Source organism: Mesorhizobium sp. M9A.F.Ca.ET.002.03.1.2 (assembly GCF_003952365.1).
Taxonomy (GTDB): Bacteria; Pseudomonadota; Alphaproteobacteria; order Rhizobiales; family Rhizobiaceae; genus Mesorhizobium.
The window spans coordinates 2,093,714-2,111,102 of sequence record NZ_CP034443.1 but is presented as its reverse complement, the minus strand read 5'-3'; the positions used below and the strand labels follow the sequence as shown (position 1 = coordinate 2,111,102).

Genomic DNA, 17,389 nt, shown 5'->3' with positions numbered 1-17,389 from the left:
AAACGTCTTTAGGGAAGACGCACGCCGATCGCATAAGCCGCGGTCGCCAGAAGATGAAGCGGCCCTATTTCTTGCACAGCTTTCGGTGGCGCCAGCAAGCAAGGAAAGGAGACTGTCATGCTCGCAGACTGCAACGCAACGGCCAATCTCGCGGTGAAGGACCTGGCCAAGGCCAGGGCGTTCTACCAGGACATCCTGGGTCTGACAGAGGTCCACAACGAGGGTGGCGAATTGATCGTCTACAAATGCGGCGATACCAGCATCAATGTGTACCGCTCGAAGTTTGCCGGAACCAACAAGGCGACGGCGGTGACCTGGATGGTTGGCGTCGCGATCGAAAAAATTGTCAGCGCGTTAAGATCGAAAGGTGTTATTTTCGAACATTACGACATGCCTCACACAATGATGGAAGGCGACATCCACGTCGGTCACGGCATGAAGGTCGCATGGTTTAAGGATCCCGACGGCAACATTCTGAACCTGGTCGACAGGTAGGCGTCGACGATAGCGACGCCTACCTCGCACGCGGATTTCGCCAAGGCAACAACAGCGTGCATCTGGCGCAGCTTCAATTGGCCGGGTAGCTTCCGTCCATGATCGACAAGCTGGAATTCTTCATCACGCTGGCCAGGGAAGAGCATTTCGGCCGGGCGGCTGAGGTGTGCGGCGTCACCCAGCCGACGCTTTCGGCCGGCATCAAGCAGCTGGAGGGTCAGCTCGGCGTGATGCTGGTATTGCGCGGCTCACGCTTTCAGGGGCTGACGCCGGAGGGAGAACAGGTGCTGGTGTGGGCGCGCCGCATCGTTGGCGACACCCGCGCCATGCGCGAGGAGATGCGGGCGGCGCGGCACGGCCTCTCGGGGCGCATCCGCATCGCCGCCATCCCGACGGCGCTGGCCATGGTGGCGCGGCTGACGACGCCTTTTCGCGCCAAGCATCCCGGCGTCACCTTCTCGGTGCTGTCGCGCACCTCGATCGAGGTGCTGTCACTGCTCGGCAATTTCGACATTGATGCCGGCATCACCTATCTCGACAACGAGCCGCTGGGACGGGTGACCAGCGTGCCGCTCTATGACGAGCGCTACCAGTTGATCACCGCGGTCGGAAACCCCTATTCCGACCGCGACAAAGTGACATGGGCGGAGCTCAGCCAGCTGCCGCTCTGCCTGTTGACGCCGGACATGCAGAACCGCCGCATCATCGACCAGCATCTTGCCGAGGCTGGCGTGCAGGTGCGGCCGACACTCGAATCCAATTCGATGATCGTGCTGTTCTCCCATATCCGTACCGGCAAATGGTCGTCGATCATGCCGCTCAACCTCTCGGAAACATTCGGCTTTTCCGAACCGATCCGGGCCATTCCGATCGTCGAGCCGGATGCCAGCCATACCGTCGGGCTGGTGGCGACGCCGCGCGAGCCGCACACGCCGCTGGTCTCGGCGCTGCTGGACGAGGCGATGGCGCTGGCAGACGATTTCCGCGCCCGCCGCTGAGCTAGAGATTGCAGGCCGGACGGCATTGATAGAAGATTTCTATCAAGCAACGGATCGGCTTTATTGATTTCGCTGGTTTCCTCTGATTTCCTAACCACTTAGCGACATTGTGCATATCGTTGCCCCAAAACCGCTTCACTCTTTGGGCGACATGCTTGGATCGCAACGACCAGGGAGGGCGCTGCATGTCGATGCAGCCTGCAAGTACCGAGATCGCGTCGCGCACGGCGGCGATCGTCCAGGAGCTGGAGGGCCTCGAAGGCCCGCTGCTGCCGATCCTTCACAGCATCCAGGAAGAGTTCGGCCATGTGCCGCAGGACGCGCTGCCTGTCATCGCCGAGGCGCTGAACATCTCCAGGGCCGAGGTGCACGGCGTCGTCACCTTCTATCATGACTACCGCAGCCACCCGGCCGGGCGGCATGTGCTGAAGCTCTGCCAGGCGGAAGCCTGCCAGTCGATGGGCTCGGACGCCATTGCCGCCAAGCTCAAGCAGTTGCTGGGCATCGGCTTTCACGAGACGGCCCGCGACGGTTCGGTGACGCTGGAGCCGGTCTATTGCCTCGGCCTTTGCGCCTGCGCGCCGTCGGCGATGCTGGACGGCGAGGTGATCGGCCGGCTCAATGACGAGAAGCTCGACGAGATCGTTGCCGAGGTGCGCTCATGATCCCGCGCATTTACATTCCAGGCGATTCCGGCGCGCTGGCGCTCGGTGCGGAAAAAGTCGCCAAGGCGATCGAGAAGCAATTGGCCGATCGCGGCATCGAGGCCAAGATCGTGCGCAACGGTTCGCGCGGCGCCTATTTCCTCGAGCCGATGGTCGAGGTGGCGACGGCTAACGGCCGCGTCGCCTACGGGCCGGTAAAACCTTCCGACGTCAAAAGCCTGTTCGACTGCGGCTTTCTCACTGGTGGTTACCACAAGCGCTGGCTGGGCGCACCCGACAAGATCCCGTTTCTGGCAAAGCAGACACGGCTGACCTTCGCGCGTTGCGGCGTCACCGATCCGCTGTCGCTCGATCACTACAAGGCGCATGGCGGGCTGAAGGGCCTGCAGAACGCCGTGGCGATGACGCCGGCCGATGTCGTCAGCCAAGTGACCGAGTCCGGCCTGCGCGGTCGTGGCGGCGCAGGGTTCCCGACCGGCATCAAGTGGAAGACGGTGCTCGATACCACGGCCGACCGCAAATATATCGTCTGCAATGCCGACGAGGGCGATTCCGGCACGTTCGCCGACCGCATGATCATGGAAGGCGACCCGTTCGTGCTCATCGAGGGCATGGCGATCGCCGGCATCGCGACGGGCGCGACCAAGGGTTTCATCTATATCCGCTCGGAGTATCCGCACGCGGTAGCGGTCATGCAGAAAGCCGTCGAGATCGCCCGCAAGGCCGGCCTGCTCGGCCTCAACGTGCTAGGTTCTCCCAATGCCTTCGACATGGAAGTCCGTGTCGGCGCCGGCGCCTATGTCTGCGGCGAGGAGACCTCGCTGCTCGACAGCCTCGAGGGCAAGCGCGGGCAGGTGCGGGCCAAGCCGCCGCTGCCGGCGCACAAGGGCCTGTTCGGCAAGCCGACGGTGATCAATAACGTCATCTCGCTGGCTTCGGTGCCGATCATCATGGATAAGGGCGCGGCCTTCTACAAGGATTTCGGCATGGGCCGTTCGCGCGGCACCATTCCGATCCAGATCGCCGGCAACGTCAAGTATCCCGGCCTCTACGAGGCCGCGTTCGGCATGACGCTGGGCGAGATCGTCGACGATATCGGCGGCGGCACCGCGACAGGACGTCCGGTCAAGGCCGTGCAGGTCGGCGGGCCGCTCGGCGCCTATTTCCCTCGCGCTTTGTTCGACACGCCTTTCGACTACGAAGCGTTCGCCGCCAAGGACGGGCTGATCGGTCATGCCGGCATCGTCGTGTTCGACGACACGGCCGACATGCTGAAGCAGGCGCGCTTCGCCATGGAATTCTGCAGCATCGAAAGCTGCGGCAAGTGCACGCCCTGCCGCATCGGCTCGACGCGCGGCGTCGAGGTGCTGGACCGGCTCGCCCGGAACGTCGAACCCGAAAAACAGATCGCGCTGGTCACCGACCTTTGCAACACGATGAAGTTCGGCTCGCTTTGCGCTCTGGGCGGCTTCACCCCATATCCGGTGATGAGTGCACTCAACCATTTCCCCGACGACTTTCGGCCGACGCCAGTCGCCGAAGCAGCGGAATAGGAGCGGACAGGCATGAACGCGACATTCGACATCAAATCGCTGGTCCAGGAAATCGACTACGGCACGCCCGCCTCGGAAGCAGAACAGCAGGTGACGCTGACGGTCGACGGCAAGTCGGTGACGGTTCCAGCGGGGACCTCGATCATGCGCGCTTCGATGGAAGCGGGCGTCGAAATCCCGAAGCTCTGCGCCACCGACATGCTGGACTCGTTCGGCTCCTGCCGGGTCTGCCTGGTCGAGATCGATGGACGCGGCGGCACACCTGCTTCCTGCACGACGCCGGTCGGCGAAGGCATGGTTGTGCACACGCAGACCGACCGCCTCAACGCCATCCGCCGCGGCGTGATGGAACTCTACGTCTCCGACCATCCGACCGGCTGGAACGAGGAGGCCGGCACCGGCGCCAGCGAGTTCGACAAGGTCGCCAAGACGGTCGGCCTGACTGAAAACCGCTACGGCATCGAGGGACGCAACCACGTCAAGCAGGAAAACGGCGTAGCGCCCGGCCATGGCTCGCTGGCTGTCGACTACATCGCCCGTGATGAATCCAATCCCTATTTCACTTATGATCCGGCGCAATGCATCGTCTGCTCGCGTTGCGTGCGAGCCTGCGAGGAGGTGCAGGGCACCTTCGCGCTGACCATCGAGGGCCGCGGTTTCGAATCGCGCATGGTCGCCGGCATGCACGAGGATTTCATCGCTTCCGAATGCGTGTCCTGCGGGGCCTGCGTGCAGGCCTGCCCAACCGATGCGCTGCGCGAGAAGTCGGTGCTTGCCAAGGGCCTGCCGGAGCGTTCGGCCGTCACCACCTGCGCTTATTGCGGCGTCGGCTGCTCGTTCAAGGCCGAAGTGAAGGGCGACGAGGTCATTCGCATGATGCCCTACAAGGAGGGCAAGGCGAACCATGGGCATTCCTGCGTGAAGGGCCGTTTCGCTTATGGCTACGCCACGCACAAGGACCGCATCCTGTCGCCGATGATCCGGGAAAAGGTCACCGATCCCTGGCGCGAGGTGAGCTGGGAAGAGGCGATCGCCCATACGGCCAAGGAATTCCGCCGTATCCAGTACCAGTATGGCCGCACCGCGATCGGCGGCATCACCTCCTCGCGCTGCACCAACGAAGAGACCTATCTCGTCCAGAAGCTGGTGCGGCAGGGCTTCCGCAATAACAATGTCGATACCTGCGCGCGCGTCTGCCATTCGCCAACCGGCTACGGGCTCGGCCAGACCTATGGCACCTCGGCCGGCACGCAGGATTTCGACTCCGTCGACTATACCGACGTCGCCGTCATCATCGGCGCCAATCCCGCTTCCGCCCATCCAGTATTCGCCTCGCGGCTGAAGAAGCGGCTGCGTGGCTCGCCAGGAAAGGAGGGCGCCAAGCTGATCGTGCTCGATCCGCGTCGTACCGAGATGGTCAAGTCGGCACATATCGAAGCGGCCTATCACCTGCCGCTGAAGCCCGGCACCAATGTAGCGGTGCTGACGGCGCTGGCGCATGTCGTCGTCACCGAAGGCCTTTTCAACGAAGCTTTCATCCGCGAACGCTGCGACTGGGCGGAGTTCCAGGACTGGGCGTCTTTCGTCGCCTTGCCGGAAAACAGCCCCGAGACCGTCGGCAAGTTGTCCGGCGTCGATCCCGAGCTGATCCGCGGCGCGGCGCGTCTCTACGCCACCGGCGGCAATGGCGCGATCTATTACGGTCTCGGCGTGACGGAACACAGCCAGGGTTCAACCACGGTGATGGCGATCGCTAACCTCGCCATGGCCACCGGCAATATCGGCCGGCCGGGCGTCGGCGTGAATCCGCTGCGCGGCCAGAACAATGTGCAGGGCTCGTGCGACATGGGCTCCTTCCCGCACGAACTGCCCGGCTACCGCCATATCTCCGGCGAAGCCGTGCGCGACATTTATGAAAGCCTGTGGGGCGTGAAGCTCGACGACGAACCCGGCCTGCGCATCCCCAACATGCTGGATGCCGCCGTCGACGGCAGCTTCAAGGGCATCTACATCCAGGGCGAGGACATCCTGCAGTCCGATCCAGACACCAAGCATGTTGCCGCCGGCCTCGCCGCGATGGAATGCGTCGTCGTGCACGACCTCTTCCTCAACGAGACGGCGAACTACGCGCATGTCTTCCTGCCGGGCTCGACCTTTCTCGAGAAGGACGGCACTTTCACCAATGCCGAGCGCCGCATCAACATGGTGCGCAAGGTTCTGGAGCCGAAGGCGCGCTACGCCGATTGGGAGGCGACGCAGGAGCTTGCCCGTGCGATCGGGCTGGACTGGAACTACCAGCATCCCTCCGAGATCATGGACGAGATCGCCAGGACGACGCCGAGCTTCGCCGGCGTTTCCTTCGAACTGCTCGACCGTGTCGGATCCGTGCAATGGCCCTGCAACGAGAAGGCGCCTCTCGGCACGCCGATCATGCACATCGATGGTTTCGTGCGCGGCAAGGGCAAGTTCATCCGCACCGAATATGTGGCGACGGACGAAAGGACCGGGCCGCGCTTCCCGCTGCTGCTGACCACCGGCCGGATTCTGTCGCAATACAATGTCGGGGCGCAGACGAGGCGGACCGAAAATGTGATGTGGCATGCCGAAGACCGGTTGGAGATCCACCCACACGATGCCGAGAACCGTGGCATCCGCGACGGCGACTGGGTGCGGTTGGCAAGCCGATCCGGCGAGACGACGCTGCGCGCGCTGATCACCGACCGCGTCTCGCCGGGCGTAGTCTATACGACGTTCCACCACCCCGACACGCAGGCCAACGTGATCACCACCGACTTCTCGGACTGGGCGACCAACTGTCCGGAATACAAGGTCACCGCCGTGCAGGTGGCACCGTCAAACGGCCCGACCGAGTGGCAGAGGGACTATAACGAGCAGGCGCGCCAGAGCCGGCGCATCGCCCCGCTGGAAGCGGCGGAGTAGTCTTGGCCGCGCGCCGCAAAGCAACGACGCAGATTTCGCGGCTGGCGCACCGCGCCAGCGGCACTGCGGCCGCTGACCGCATGGTGCCTGAAGAGACGCCGGTGGCGTTCTCCTATGCGGGCACCACTCATGCGGTGATGATGGCGACCCCCGCCGATTTCGAGGACTTCGCGCTCGGCTTCTCCCTGACCGAGGGCATCATCGCCGCCCCTGAAGAGATCGAGGCGATCGAGGTCGAGGATCACGGTGCGGGCATCGACATCCAGATCAGGCTGAAGGATCAAGCCAATACGCGCTTCGAAGCGCGGCGCCGACGGCTGGCAGGCCCGGTCGGCTGCGGGTTGTGCGGCATCGAATCGATCGAGGAAGCGATGCGCTTGGTCGACGCTGTCGGTTCGTCGAGACTTACGCTTAAGGCCGACGATATCGTCCGCTCGGTCAAGCTCCTGTCGAAGGTGCAGCCGCTGCATGCCGAGACGGGTGCGGTCCATGCCGCAGGCTTCTATGTGCCGGGCAAGGGCATCGTTATGGCGCGCGAGGATGTCGGCCGCCACAATGCGCTGGACAAGCTGGCCGGCGCGCTGGCCAAGACCGACATCGACGGCGCATCGGGCGCCGTCGTCGTGACGTCGCGCGTGTCGGTGGAGATGGTGCAGAAGACCGCGGCGATCGGTGCTGCCTTCATCATCGCCGTCTCGGCGCCGACCGCGCTTGCCATCCGCACGGCAGGAGAGGCAGGCATGACGCTGGTGGCGTTGGTGCGCGGCGGTGATTTCGATATTTTCACCCACCCCGAGCGGGTGGTTTCCGGAGTGACTAGGCATGTCGCATGACGAAGAACACATCATGAGCACCAGGGAAAAGCTGGTGCGCATGGCCAACCAGATCGCCGATTTCTTCCATTCCAAGCCGCGCGAGGAAAGCATTGCCGGCGTTGCGGAGCATATCAACAAGTTCTGGGAGCCGAGGATGCGGCGGCAGCTGTTCGAAATGCTGGATGCCGGCGGCGAAGGCTTCAACGAGCTCGTTGTGGCTGCTTCCGGCAAGATCAAGCGGCCCAAGACGCCGGAACAGGCCGATACGAGCATCGGTTACGCCGGGCGTGGGCCTGCACAGGCCGAGAGTGCCGCTCCGCCGAAATAGCCCGACAACCGCCTCCCGGTCGCCGAAGGTCTTATATTTCGCTCCTCTAAAGTTTGGCTGCCGCAAAAAACGGCGTGGCTCTGCTATGGTCGGCGACAAGAAATCGTCTGGCCGGGCGGGACATTTGCGTGAGGCCGATCGAAACTCGATACGCCCGAAGTGTGCGGATGGGGCAAGGAGATGGGGCCCTATGTGGCAGATCTTCCGCGTTGTGGCGTAGCAACTGCGCCCACTTTTTCCCCTTGTGGGAGAAGGTGGATTGGCGCGTTAGCGCCAAGACGGATGAGGAGTATTCCAGCTTGGCGCTTGCTTACCCCTCACCCGGATTGCCAACCGATTTGTGAAGGACAAATCGGGGCAACCCGACCTCTCCCACAAGGGGGAGAGGTAAAAAACGCTACCCGTGCGCCACCATCACATGCCGCACGGCGGTGTAGTCCTCCAGGGCATAGAGCGACATGTCCTTGCCGTAGCCGGATTGTTTCAGCCCGCCATGCGGCATCTCGTTGGTCAGCATGAAATGGGTGTTGATCCAAGTGCAGCCATATTGCAGGCGGGCGGCCGTCGCCATGGCGCGGGAGACATCCTTGGTCCATACCGAGGATGCGAGGCCATAATCGCTGTCATTGGCCCAGCTCACCGCCTCGTCGACCTCTGAAAATCGGGTGACGGAGACGACCGGCCCGAATACCTCGCGGCGCACGATCTCGTCCTCCTGCAGAGCGCCGGCGACGACGGTCGGCTGGTAGAAGAAGCCGGAGCCCTCGCCCGGCTTGCCGCCGGTGGTGATCTCGATGTGCTTCAGCTCGGAGGCGCGCTCGACGAAGCTCGAGACGCGGTCGCGCTGGCGGCGTGAGATGAGCGGCCCGATCTCGTTCTCGGTGTCATCGGGGCGGTTGTACTTGATGGTCGAGACGGCGGAGGAAAGGTCGGCGACGAGCTTGTCGTAGATCTTCTTGCCGGCATAGATGCGGCAAGCGGCGGTGCAGTCCTGGCCGGCATTGTAGTAGCCGAAGGCGCGCAGGCCGTTGACCACCGCATCGAGATCGGCGTCGTCGAAGACGATGACCGGTGCCTTGCCGCCGAGCTCGAGATGCGTGCGCTTGACCGATTTGGCGGCGGCCTGCAGAACCTTCTTGCCGGTGGCGACGTCGCCGGTGATCGAGATCATGTTGACCTTCGGGTGGTTGATCAGCGTGTTGCCGACGCTGTCGCCACGACCGAGCACGACATTGACGACGCCCTCCGGCAGGATATCGGCCAGGATTTTCGCCAGCTTGAGCGAGGTCAGCGGCGTCTGCTCCGAGGGCTTGAAGACGACGGTGTTGCCGCCGGCAATCGCCGGCGCCAGCTTCCATGCCATCATCATCAGCGGATAGTTCCACGGCGCGATCGAGGCGACGACGCCGATGGCATCGCGCCGCACCATCGAGGTGTGACCGGGAATGTATTCGCCGGCGACCTGGCCGGGCATCGAGCGGACGGCGCCGGCAAAGAAGCGGTAGCAGTCGACGATCGCCGGGATCTCGTCGTTGAGCACGGCATTGATCGGCTTGCCGCAATTGAGCGCTTCGAGGGCGGCGAATTCCTTCGCCTCGGTCTCGATGCGGCCGGCGATCTTCAGGAGATAGCCCGAGCGCTGGGCCGGCGTGGTGCGCGACCAGGTGACGAAAGCCTTTTCGGCCGCCAGCACCGCCGCCTCGATCTGCGCCTGGCTGGCTTCAGGCAGGTTGAGGATGGTCGCCCCGGTCTTCGGATTAAGGATCGGCTCCTCGGTCTCGGTGCCCTTCTCGAATTTCGAGCCGATCAGCATCTTTGTGTCCATGGCAGTCTCTCCCTTGCGGATTCTTGACGTTATTTGCCCGAGCCGGCGATCTGGTCGCCGTCGCGGGTCAGGTAATAGGCGGCGAGGATGGGCAGCAGCGTCACCAGCACGACGACCATGGCCACGACATTGGTGACCGGGCGCTGGCGCGGACGGATCAGTTCCTCCAGCATCCAGATCGGCAGCGTCTGCTGCTGGCCGGCGGTGAAGGTGGTGACGATGACCTCGTCGAACGACAGCGCGAAGGCAAGCATGCCGCCGGCAAGGAGTGCCGTGGCGATGTTGGGCAGCACGACATGCCGAAACGTCTGGAAGCCGTCGGCGCCGAGGTCCATCGACGCCTCGATCATCGAACCGGAGGTGCGGCGGAAGCGGGCGACGGCGTTGTTGTAGACGACAACGACGCAGAAGGTGGCGTGGCCGAGGACGATCGTCCAGAACGAGAACGGAATCTCGGCCAGTGAAAAGGCCGAGCGCAGTGCGATGCCGGTGATGATGCCGGGCAGCGCGATGGGCAGGATGACGAGCAGCGAGATCGTTTCGCGGCCAAAGAACCGTGTTCGCGACACGGCGGCCGCGCAGAGCGTGCCAAGCACCAGGGCGACGATGGTCGAGATGGCGGCAACCCTGACCGACAGCGACAGCGCTGCCCAGACGTCGGGGCGGTTCCAGGTGACGGCGAACCACTGCGTGGTCAGCCCTGGCGGCGGCCAGACGAAGCTCTTTTCCTCGGTCGTGAAGGCATAGACGAAGATCAAGAAGATCGGCAAATGCAGGAACAGCAGGCCGCCGGCAGCGGCGATCTTCAGGCCGAGGGGGGCCGATTGGCCGCGATCAGAGCGCATCGAAGGCTCCCATGCGCTTGGCGCCCCAAAGGTAGAAACCCATGATGACGATGGGCACCACGGTGAAGGCGGCGGCGAGCGGAATGTTGCCGGCGGTGCCCTGCTGCGAATAGACGGCCTGGCCGATGAACAGCCGCGAGGTGCCGATGATCTGCGGGATGATGTAGTCGCCGAGCGTCAGCGAGAAGGTGAAGATCGAGCCGGCGACGATGCCCGGCAGCGCCAGCGGGAACAGCACGTTGCGGAAGGTCTGGCCAGGCGAGGCGCCAAGATCGGACGAGGCTTCGACCAGATTGCCCGGCACGCGCTCGAGTGCCGCCTGCACCGGCAGGATCATGAAGGGCAGCCAGACATAGACGAAGACGATGAAGGTGCCGGTGAAGGAGACCGACACAGAGTTGCCGCCGACGATCGGCAGCGACAGCCAGCCATCGAGCAGCCACAGAAGATGCAGCTTGGCGAGCAGCCAGGTCAGGATGCCTTCCTTGGCGAGGATGAGCTTCCAGGCGTAGATCTTGACCAGATAGCTCGACCACAGCGGCAGCATGACGCCGAGATAGAACAGCGCCTTCCAGCGGCCGCGCGCATAACGCGCCGCGTAATAGGCGATGGGGAAGGCGATGACCGCGGAGGCGAGCGTGACCAGGGCCGCCATCGTCACCGTGCGCAGGATGATGTCGAGATTGGCGGCCTGGAGCAGGTCGCCATAGGTTTTCAGCGTGAACTGCCGGTTGATGAGGCCGGAGAACTCGTCGATCGAGAAAAAGCTCTGTAAGAGCAGCGCGAACAGCGAGCCGATATAGACGATGCCGAGCCACAGGATCGGCGGCAGCAGCATGAGGAGCAGCAGCAGGCTCGGCTTGCGCCACAAGAGGTCGGACAGGGCGCCACGCATGCCGCCGCTTCCCGGCAGGATGGCGGGGGCGGGGTTGGAGTTGAGCGCGGCGATTGTCATGACGCCGCCCGGCCCTGGCGGAGGATAGAGAGGCCGCGATCCTTCGCGCCCCCCTCTGTCCTGCCGGACATCTCCCCCACGAGGGGGAGATCGGCAGCTTCGGCGCCTTACTCATTCTTGCGGCGTAGGCGATTGGCGAAAGCCGGCGTGACGTCCGATCTCCCCCCTTGTGGGGGAGATGTCCGGCAGGACAGAGGGGGGCGCCGTAGAGCGCCTTGTCTCGGCTATTGGCGACAATTGCCGAAAGCGCCTTCATGCCGTCTCGTCCATCAGATGCAGGTGCTCGCGGTTGAAGGTGAGCACGACCGCCTCCCCTTCCGTGGGCAATTTCGTACCAGCCGGCACAACAGCGTGCAGCCTCAGCCCGTCGGCATCGAGCGCCAGCCTTGTCGTGGCGCCGAGATAGTTGGTCGAGACGAGGCGGGCGGCAACGCCGTCGCCCTTGGCGGCACGACCGACACGAATGGATTCAGGGCGCAGGCTGCCCCAGCGGTGCTGGCCTGAGTAACGCTGGACGAAATCCGGCGGCAGCACGTTGGACGAGCCGACGAAATCGGCGACGAAGCGCGTCTTCGGCCGCTGGTAGATATCTTCCGGCGTGCCGACCTGCATGATCTTGCCGTCGTTGAAGACGGCGACGCGGTCGGCCATGGACAGCGCCTCGCCCTGGTCGTGGGTGACGAAGACGAAGGTGATGCCAAGCGCCTTCTGCAGCGACTTCAGCTCTTCCTGCATGTTCTCGCGCAGCTTGAGGTCGAGCGCGCCAAGCGGCTCGTCGAGCAGAAGCACTTTTGGCTGGTTGACCAGCGCGCGGGCGAGCGCGACGCGCTGGCGCTGGCCGCCGGAGAGCTGGCCGGGACGACGGGCGCCGTAACCGGGAAGCCGCACCAGCGACAGCGCCTCCTCCGCCGCCTTCTGCCGCTGCGGCTTGCCGACGCCCTTGACCATCAGGCCATAGGCGACATTGTCGAGCACGTTGAGATGCGGGAACAGCGCGTAGTCCTGGAACACGGTGTTGACGTTGCGGCGATAGGGCGGGACGCCTTCGGCGCGTTCATCGAAGATGGAGATCGAGCCCGCCGTCGGCTGCTCGAAGCCGGCGATCAGCCGCAGGCAGGTCGTCTTGCCGGAGCCGGAAGGCCCGAGCATGGCAAAGAACTCGCCCGGCACGATGTCGAGATCGACAGTGTCGACGGCGCGCACGCTGCCGAAATGGCGGGAGACTTTCTGGAAGGAAACGGCCGAGGTCATGGGCTGTCCTGATGTGTCAGGCTCTTAAATCCAGGCGTCTGCGCTGCCCCTCATCCGCCTGCCGGCACCTTCTCCCGTATAGTGACGGGGAGAAGGAAGCGCTCCAGCGCTGGCGACCCCCTCTCCCCGTTCTTCACGGGGAGAGGGTAAGGGGTGAGGGGCAGCGCCTACCTCTCTAGCAAAGCGAACTCACCGCCCGCCGATGACGCCGATATAGTCCGACACCCAGCGATAGTAAGGCACGCACTGGTCGTTTCCGGTGGCGCATTTCGACACCGGCGTCTTCCAGAACCTGATCTTGTCGAAATTGTCGTAGCCGTTGGTCTTGCAGCCTTCGTCGCCGAGCAGTTCGTTGCCCTTGCAGGCGGCGGGCACCACCGGCAGCGAGCCGAACCAGGCGGAGACATCGCCCTGCACTTTCGGCGACAGCGAATGCTCGAGCCACATATAGGCGCAGTTCGGGTGGGCCGGGTCGGCTTCCATCATGGTGGTGTCGGCCCAGCCGGTGACGCCTTCCTCGGGAATGGTCGAGGCGACCGGTTTCTTGGCGGCGACCAGCGTGTTGACCTGATAGGGCCACGAGCCGGAGGCGACGACGCCTTCGTTCTGGAAATCGTCGACCTGGATGGCGGCGTCATGCCAGTAGCGGCCGACCAGCGTGCGCTGGACGCGCAAGAGATCGAGGGCTGCCTTGTACTGGTCCTCGGTCAGTTCATAGGGGTCCTTGATGCCGAGCTCCGGCTTGTGGGCCATCAGATAATTGGCGGCATCGGCAATGTGGATCGGCCCGTCATAGGCCTGGACGCGGCCCTTGTTCGATTTGCCGTCGGGCAGGTTCATTTCCTCGAAGACGACGTTCCAGCTCTTCGGCGCTTCCTTGAACACTTCGGTGTTGTACATCAGCACGTTCGGCCCCCACTGGTAGGGAACGCCGTAATGGGCGCCGCCGACCGTGAACCACGGGGCGTCCTTCAGGCGGTCGTCGACCGTCTTCCAACTCGGGATGAGATCGGTGTTGATCGCCTGGACGCGCTTGCCGGCGACGAGACGCAGCGAGGCATCGCCGGAGGCGGTGACGAGGTCGAAGCCGCCCTCATTCATCAGCGCAACCATCTCGTCGGAGGTGTTGGCGGTCTTGATGTTGACCTTGCAGCCCGTGTCCTTCTCGAAGGATGTGACCCAGTCGTAGCCTTTGTCGGTTTCACCGCGCTCGATATAGCCGGGCCAGGCGACAATGTTGACCTCGCCTTCGCCCTTACCGAGTTCCGTGACCTGGGCGATGGCCTGGCCGGAGAAGGCCAGCGCAACTGTCAAGGCAGTGCATGACTTCAGCAGTGAATTCATCGTCGATCTCCCATTTTTGGCGCATAAGGGGCCGCACTGTCGCGGCGGCTTTGGTCCCTGATCGTCAAGGTGCTGTGAAATTTCCGGTTTCGCAAATTCATTTATCAGAAAGGCGATATCGGTTTTTCCGATAGATCAGCGGCCAATCTTGTCCGGCCGCTGACGGACCATGCGCTGCGACTGGGCAAGACCGATGAAGTCGCGCGCGGCCTGCGGCAGGCCGGAGCCGCGCCGCCAGACCATGCCGACCTGGACCACCGGCAAGGAGCCCGAAATATCGCGCGATTCGATGCGGTCGCCTTCCAGCGACCACGGCCGGTAGACGAGGTCGGGCAGCAGCGCCACGCCGGCGCCGGTGGCGACGAGGCTGCGCACCGCTTCGACCGAGCGGGTGCGGAAGGCGACATGCGGCTTGGCGCCGATCGCCGCCAGCAGTTTTCCGGTATTCTCCTCGATCTCGTCGACGGTCAGCATGATCAGCGGCTCCGAGGCGATGTCGCCGATGCCGATGATGTCGGCGCCGGCCAGCGGATGGCCGAGCGGCAGCCACAGCCGGTAGGCCGAGACTTCAAGGATTTCCGATTGCAGCGCGGTGCGGTCGCGCAGGTTCGAGGTGACCATGACGGCGATGTCGAGCTTGCCGCCGATCAAGAGATGTTCGAGGTAATCGCCATTGTCCTCGATGGCCGATACCTCGACGCCCGGATAGGCGCGGCGGTAGCGGGCGAGAAGGTCGGACAGCACATAGCCGGCGACCAGCGAGGTGACGCCGAGCTGGAGCCGGCCGCCTGCAATCGCCTGATCGCCGAAGAAGGCGCGGCGCGCGTCGGAAACGTCGGCAAGGATCTTGGTCGCGTGACGCAGGAACTGGTGACCCTTGTGGGTGATGTTGAGGCCGCGCGGGTGGCGCTCGAACAGTTCAACGCCGAGATCGCTTTCGAGCTCCTTGATCGCCTCGGTGACCGACGATTGCGAGATGGACAGGTTCTGCGCGGCACCCGACACCGTGCCCTGCTCGGCGACGGCGATGAAGAACTGCAGCTGGCGGATGGTGAAGGCCATGGCCGGACTAAACACGGCGGAGACGCCGCTGGGAAGTGGGGACCGGCATCACTTGACGATCGCAAGTCTCGTAACTAACTAAGTTACATGAAACGAAACAGCAGACTGTCGTCGACCCTGCACATTCTCGTCCACATGACCGAAACGCAGGAACACGCGCTGACCTCCGAGCAGCTCGCCACATTCATCCACACGAACCCGGTCGTGGTCCGCCGGACCATCGCCGGCTTGCGCGACGCCGGCATCGTCACCTCGTTGCGCGGCCATGGCGGCGGCTGGCAGCTTGGCCGCCCGCCCGAAAACATCTCGCTGGCCGAGATCAGCGCCGCACTTGGCGAAACGCTGCTGCCGTTCGGCACCGAGCCGGAAAGCCCCGGCTGTCTTGTCGAACAAGCGGTGATCGCGGCGCTCGACGAGTTTCGCGTCGAGGCCGAAAGGCTGCTGGCGGAGAAACTCAGCCACATCACGCTCGCCGACCTCGCCGCCGATTTCCGCCGCCGCTACGAGTTGATTGGAGTGACCAGCCATGCAGTATGATCTGCCAGCCATGCAGTATGATCTGATTGTCGTGGGCGGCAGCTTTGCCGGCCTGTCGGCCGCCATCCAGGCGGCGCGGGCACGGCGCAATGTCCTAGTGATCGATGCGGGGCAGCCGCGCAACCGTTTCGCCGAGCATTCGCATGGGTTCCTCGGACAGGACGGGCGCGCGCCCGGCGCCATCCTGGACGACGCAAGGCAGCAGCTGCTGGCCTATCCGACAGCCAAGCTCGTCGCCGGGTTGGTGGACAAGGCCGCTGCCGCCGGTGCCGGCTTCGAGATCACAGCGGATCGCGGCGAGACATTCAGCGCGGCGCGGCTGGTCCTTGCCACCGGCGTGCGCGATATCCTGCCCGATATCCCAGGGCTTGCCGAGCATTGGGGAAAGAGCGTTCTGCACTGCCCCTATTGCCACGGCTATGAGGTGGCCAGCGGGTCGCTTGGCGTGCTCGCAACCGGACCGATGTCGGTGCATCAGGCGCAACTGATCGCCGACTGGGGCGACGTCACGCTGTTCGCCAACGGCATGTTCGAGCCTGACGCGGAACAGATGCTTGCGCTGGAAAGGCGGAATGTGCGGTTCGAGCCGGCCGGCGTGGCCGAACTGGAAAAGGATGGTTCGGGCGGACTGACCGTCAGGCTCGAAGACGGCCGCAAAGCCGGCGTCAAGGCACTGTTCACCGCGCCGCGCAACACCATGGCGAGTCCGGTTGCCGAACAGCTCGGCTGCGGCTTCACGGAAGGTCTTCTCGGTCCAGTGATTGTTGTCGACGACCGCCAGCAGACGACAGTCCCCGGTGTCTATGCCGCCGGAGACGCGGCACGATCGATGCACAACATCGCCTTCGCCGTATCAGGCGGCGCCTTCGCGGGCATATGCGCCCACCAATCGCTGGTTTTCGATTAGATCCCGGTTTCCGCGCCTGCAATGCTGAGCCGCGCGCCAGCCTGGGAAAGTACCGCAGCGATGTCATGCGGCGGCGGCCGGTCGGTGGCGAGTTCGGAAAAGCCGTCGAAGCCGCAGACCTGGACCAGGCCTTGGCGACCGAATTTGGTGTGGTCGGTGATGACAAGCGTACGCTGGCCGCGCGACAGCACCATGCGGGCGAATTCCGCCTCTTCCAGATCATAGTCCATGACGCCCGTGTTAGCATCGACCGCGCCGGTGGAGATCACCGCATGGCTGACGGAAAACCGGCTGACGAATTCGATGGCCGAGACGCCGAAGGCGGCGCCCGAATCGCTGCGCAACTCGCCGCCCGCCATATAGACCTTGTTGCCATTGACCGTAGCCAGCGTGCGGGCGATGTCGGAAGAGTTGGTGACCACCGTCAGCCGCCGGTGGCCGAGCAGTTCGCGGGCCAGGAAAGAGGTGGTGGTCCCGGTGTCGAGCATGATCGATTCGCCGTCGCGGATGGTGGCGGCGACCATGCGGGCGATGGCGCGCTTGGCATCGGCGTTCTCGCGCATGCGCCGCTCGAACGGCGCCTCGCCAGCCATCGACGGCAGGCCGACGGCGCCATGCATCTTCAGGATCGAACCGTCACTGGTCAGCGGCTTGACGTCGCGGCGCACAGTCTCCAGAGAGACACCCAGCCGGTCGGCCAGGCTGGCGATGGTGACGGTGCCCTCCTCCTGCAGGAGACGCAGGATTTCGCCATGCCGCTTCGAATGGATCATCGGGTCTCGCCCAATCGGATTGTTGCGCCGCTGACCGCTTTTAAGGCAAATCTGCCACACTATACAAGGAATCCTTGCAATTTCGGGCAAGACGAC

16 protein-coding genes are annotated in these 17,389 nt (G+C 64.0%); 9 read left to right on the top strand and 7 right to left on the bottom strand.

The window, feature by feature from the left end; translation table 11 throughout:
* The first annotated feature begins 117 nt into the window (after positions 1 to 117).
* The 7 genes from EJ066_RS10480 (at position 118) to EJ066_RS10450 (ending at position 7,794) form a co-directional block, all read left to right on the top strand.
* Positions 118 to 495: a VOC family protein gene (locus EJ066_RS10480; protein WP_126037397.1), complete on the top strand. Its 378-nt coding sequence runs from the start codon at positions 118 to 120 to the stop codon at positions 493 to 495.
* Positions 496 to 593: 98 nt separating this feature from the next.
* On the top strand, positions 594 to 1,493 hold the full coding sequence (locus tag EJ066_RS10475) for a LysR family transcriptional regulator (RefSeq protein ID WP_126037395.1): 900 nt from the start codon (positions 594 to 596) through the stop codon (positions 1,491 to 1,493).
* Between the two features lie 185 nt (positions 1,494 to 1,678).
* Positions 1,679 to 2,158: a formate dehydrogenase subunit gamma gene (locus EJ066_RS10470; RefSeq protein WP_126037393.1), complete on the top strand. Its 480-nt coding sequence runs from the start codon at positions 1,679 to 1,681 to the stop codon at positions 2,156 to 2,158.
* Entirely contained in the window at positions 2,155 to 3,711 is a 1,557-nt protein-coding gene (locus EJ066_RS10465) for an NADH-quinone oxidoreductase subunit NuoF (protein WP_126037391.1), read from the top strand. The genes EJ066_RS10470 and EJ066_RS10465 overlap by 4 nt, the downstream gene beginning before the upstream one ends.
* A 12-nt stretch (positions 3,712 to 3,723) precedes the next feature.
* Positions 3,724 to 6,651: a formate dehydrogenase subunit alpha gene (gene fdhF / locus EJ066_RS10460; protein WP_126037389.1), complete on the top strand. Its 2,928-nt coding sequence runs from the start codon at positions 3,724 to 3,726 to the stop codon at positions 6,649 to 6,651.
* 2 nt (positions 6,652 to 6,653) lie between these two features.
* Positions 6,654 to 7,484, top strand: a complete 831-nt coding sequence (fdhD, locus tag EJ066_RS10455) for a formate dehydrogenase accessory sulfurtransferase FdhD (protein ID WP_126037387.1) — start codon at positions 6,654 to 6,656, stop codon at positions 7,482 to 7,484.
* Positions 7,474 to 7,794 (top strand): formate dehydrogenase subunit delta, encoded by a 321-nt coding sequence (locus tag EJ066_RS10450; protein WP_126037385.1) that lies wholly within the window; start codon positions 7,474 to 7,476, stop codon positions 7,792 to 7,794. Before fdhD ends, EJ066_RS10450 begins: the two co-directional genes overlap by 11 nt.
* Before the next feature lie 397 nt (positions 7,795 to 8,191).
* Here the strand turns inward: EJ066_RS10450 and EJ066_RS10445 are convergent, their stop codons facing one another.
* The 6 genes from EJ066_RS10445 to EJ066_RS10415 all read right to left on the bottom strand — a co-directional run bounded on the left by EJ066_RS10445 (position 8,192) and on the right by EJ066_RS10415 (position 15,076).
* The gene (locus EJ066_RS10445; protein ID WP_126037383.1) at positions 8,192 to 9,619 is read right to left on the bottom strand and encodes a gamma-aminobutyraldehyde dehydrogenase; all 1,428 of its coding nucleotides are present in this window, start codon (positions 9,617 to 9,619) and stop codon (positions 8,192 to 8,194) included.
* Positions 9,620 to 9,648: 29 nt separating this feature from the next.
* A complete protein-coding gene (locus EJ066_RS10440; RefSeq protein WP_126037380.1) occupies positions 9,649 to 10,464 on the bottom strand; it encodes an ABC transporter permease in 816 nt (271 codons plus the stop codon).
* Positions 10,454 to 11,419, bottom strand: a complete 966-nt coding sequence (locus EJ066_RS10435) for an ABC transporter permease (RefSeq protein ID WP_126037378.1) — start codon at positions 11,417 to 11,419, stop codon at positions 10,454 to 10,456. The genes EJ066_RS10440 and EJ066_RS10435 overlap by 11 nt, the downstream gene beginning before the upstream one ends.
* A 252-nt stretch (positions 11,420 to 11,671) precedes the next feature.
* The gene (locus EJ066_RS10425) at positions 11,672 to 12,670 is read right to left on the bottom strand and encodes an ABC transporter ATP-binding protein (protein ID WP_126037376.1); all 999 of its coding nucleotides are present in this window, start codon (positions 12,668 to 12,670) and stop codon (positions 11,672 to 11,674) included.
* A gap of 189 nt (positions 12,671 to 12,859) precedes the next feature.
* Positions 12,860 to 14,014 (bottom strand): ABC transporter substrate-binding protein, encoded by a 1,155-nt coding sequence (locus tag EJ066_RS10420; protein ID WP_126037374.1) that lies wholly within the window; start codon positions 14,012 to 14,014, stop codon positions 12,860 to 12,862.
* A gap of 135 nt (positions 14,015 to 14,149) precedes the next feature.
* Complete coding sequence (locus EJ066_RS10415) at positions 14,150 to 15,076, bottom strand: LysR substrate-binding domain-containing protein (RefSeq protein ID WP_126043818.1); 927 nt, start codon at positions 15,074 to 15,076, stop codon at positions 14,150 to 14,152.
* A gap of 87 nt (positions 15,077 to 15,163) precedes the next feature.
* Here EJ066_RS10415 and EJ066_RS10410 point away from each other — a divergent pair, with 87 nt between their 5' ends.
* Positions 15,164 to 15,613 carry an Rrf2 family transcriptional regulator gene (locus EJ066_RS10410; RefSeq protein WP_126037372.1) on the top strand — a complete coding sequence of 150 codons (450 nt, stop codon included), beginning with the start codon at positions 15,164 to 15,166 and terminating at the stop codon, positions 15,611 to 15,613.
* A gap of 10 nt (positions 15,614 to 15,623) precedes the next feature.
* Positions 15,624 to 16,520, top strand: coding sequence for an NAD(P)/FAD-dependent oxidoreductase (locus EJ066_RS10405; protein WP_126043817.1), 897 nt, complete (start codon positions 15,624 to 15,626; stop codon positions 16,518 to 16,520).
* On the opposite strand, the gene EJ066_RS10400 is transcribed toward EJ066_RS10405, so the two are convergent.
* Positions 16,517 to 17,293 carry a DeoR/GlpR family DNA-binding transcription regulator gene (locus EJ066_RS10400; protein WP_126037370.1) on the bottom strand — a complete coding sequence of 259 codons (777 nt, stop codon included), beginning with the start codon at positions 17,291 to 17,293 and terminating at the stop codon, positions 16,517 to 16,519. The two genes, EJ066_RS10405 and EJ066_RS10400, sit on opposite strands and share 4 nt — an antisense overlap.
* Positions 17,294 to 17,389: the final 96 nt, after the last annotated feature.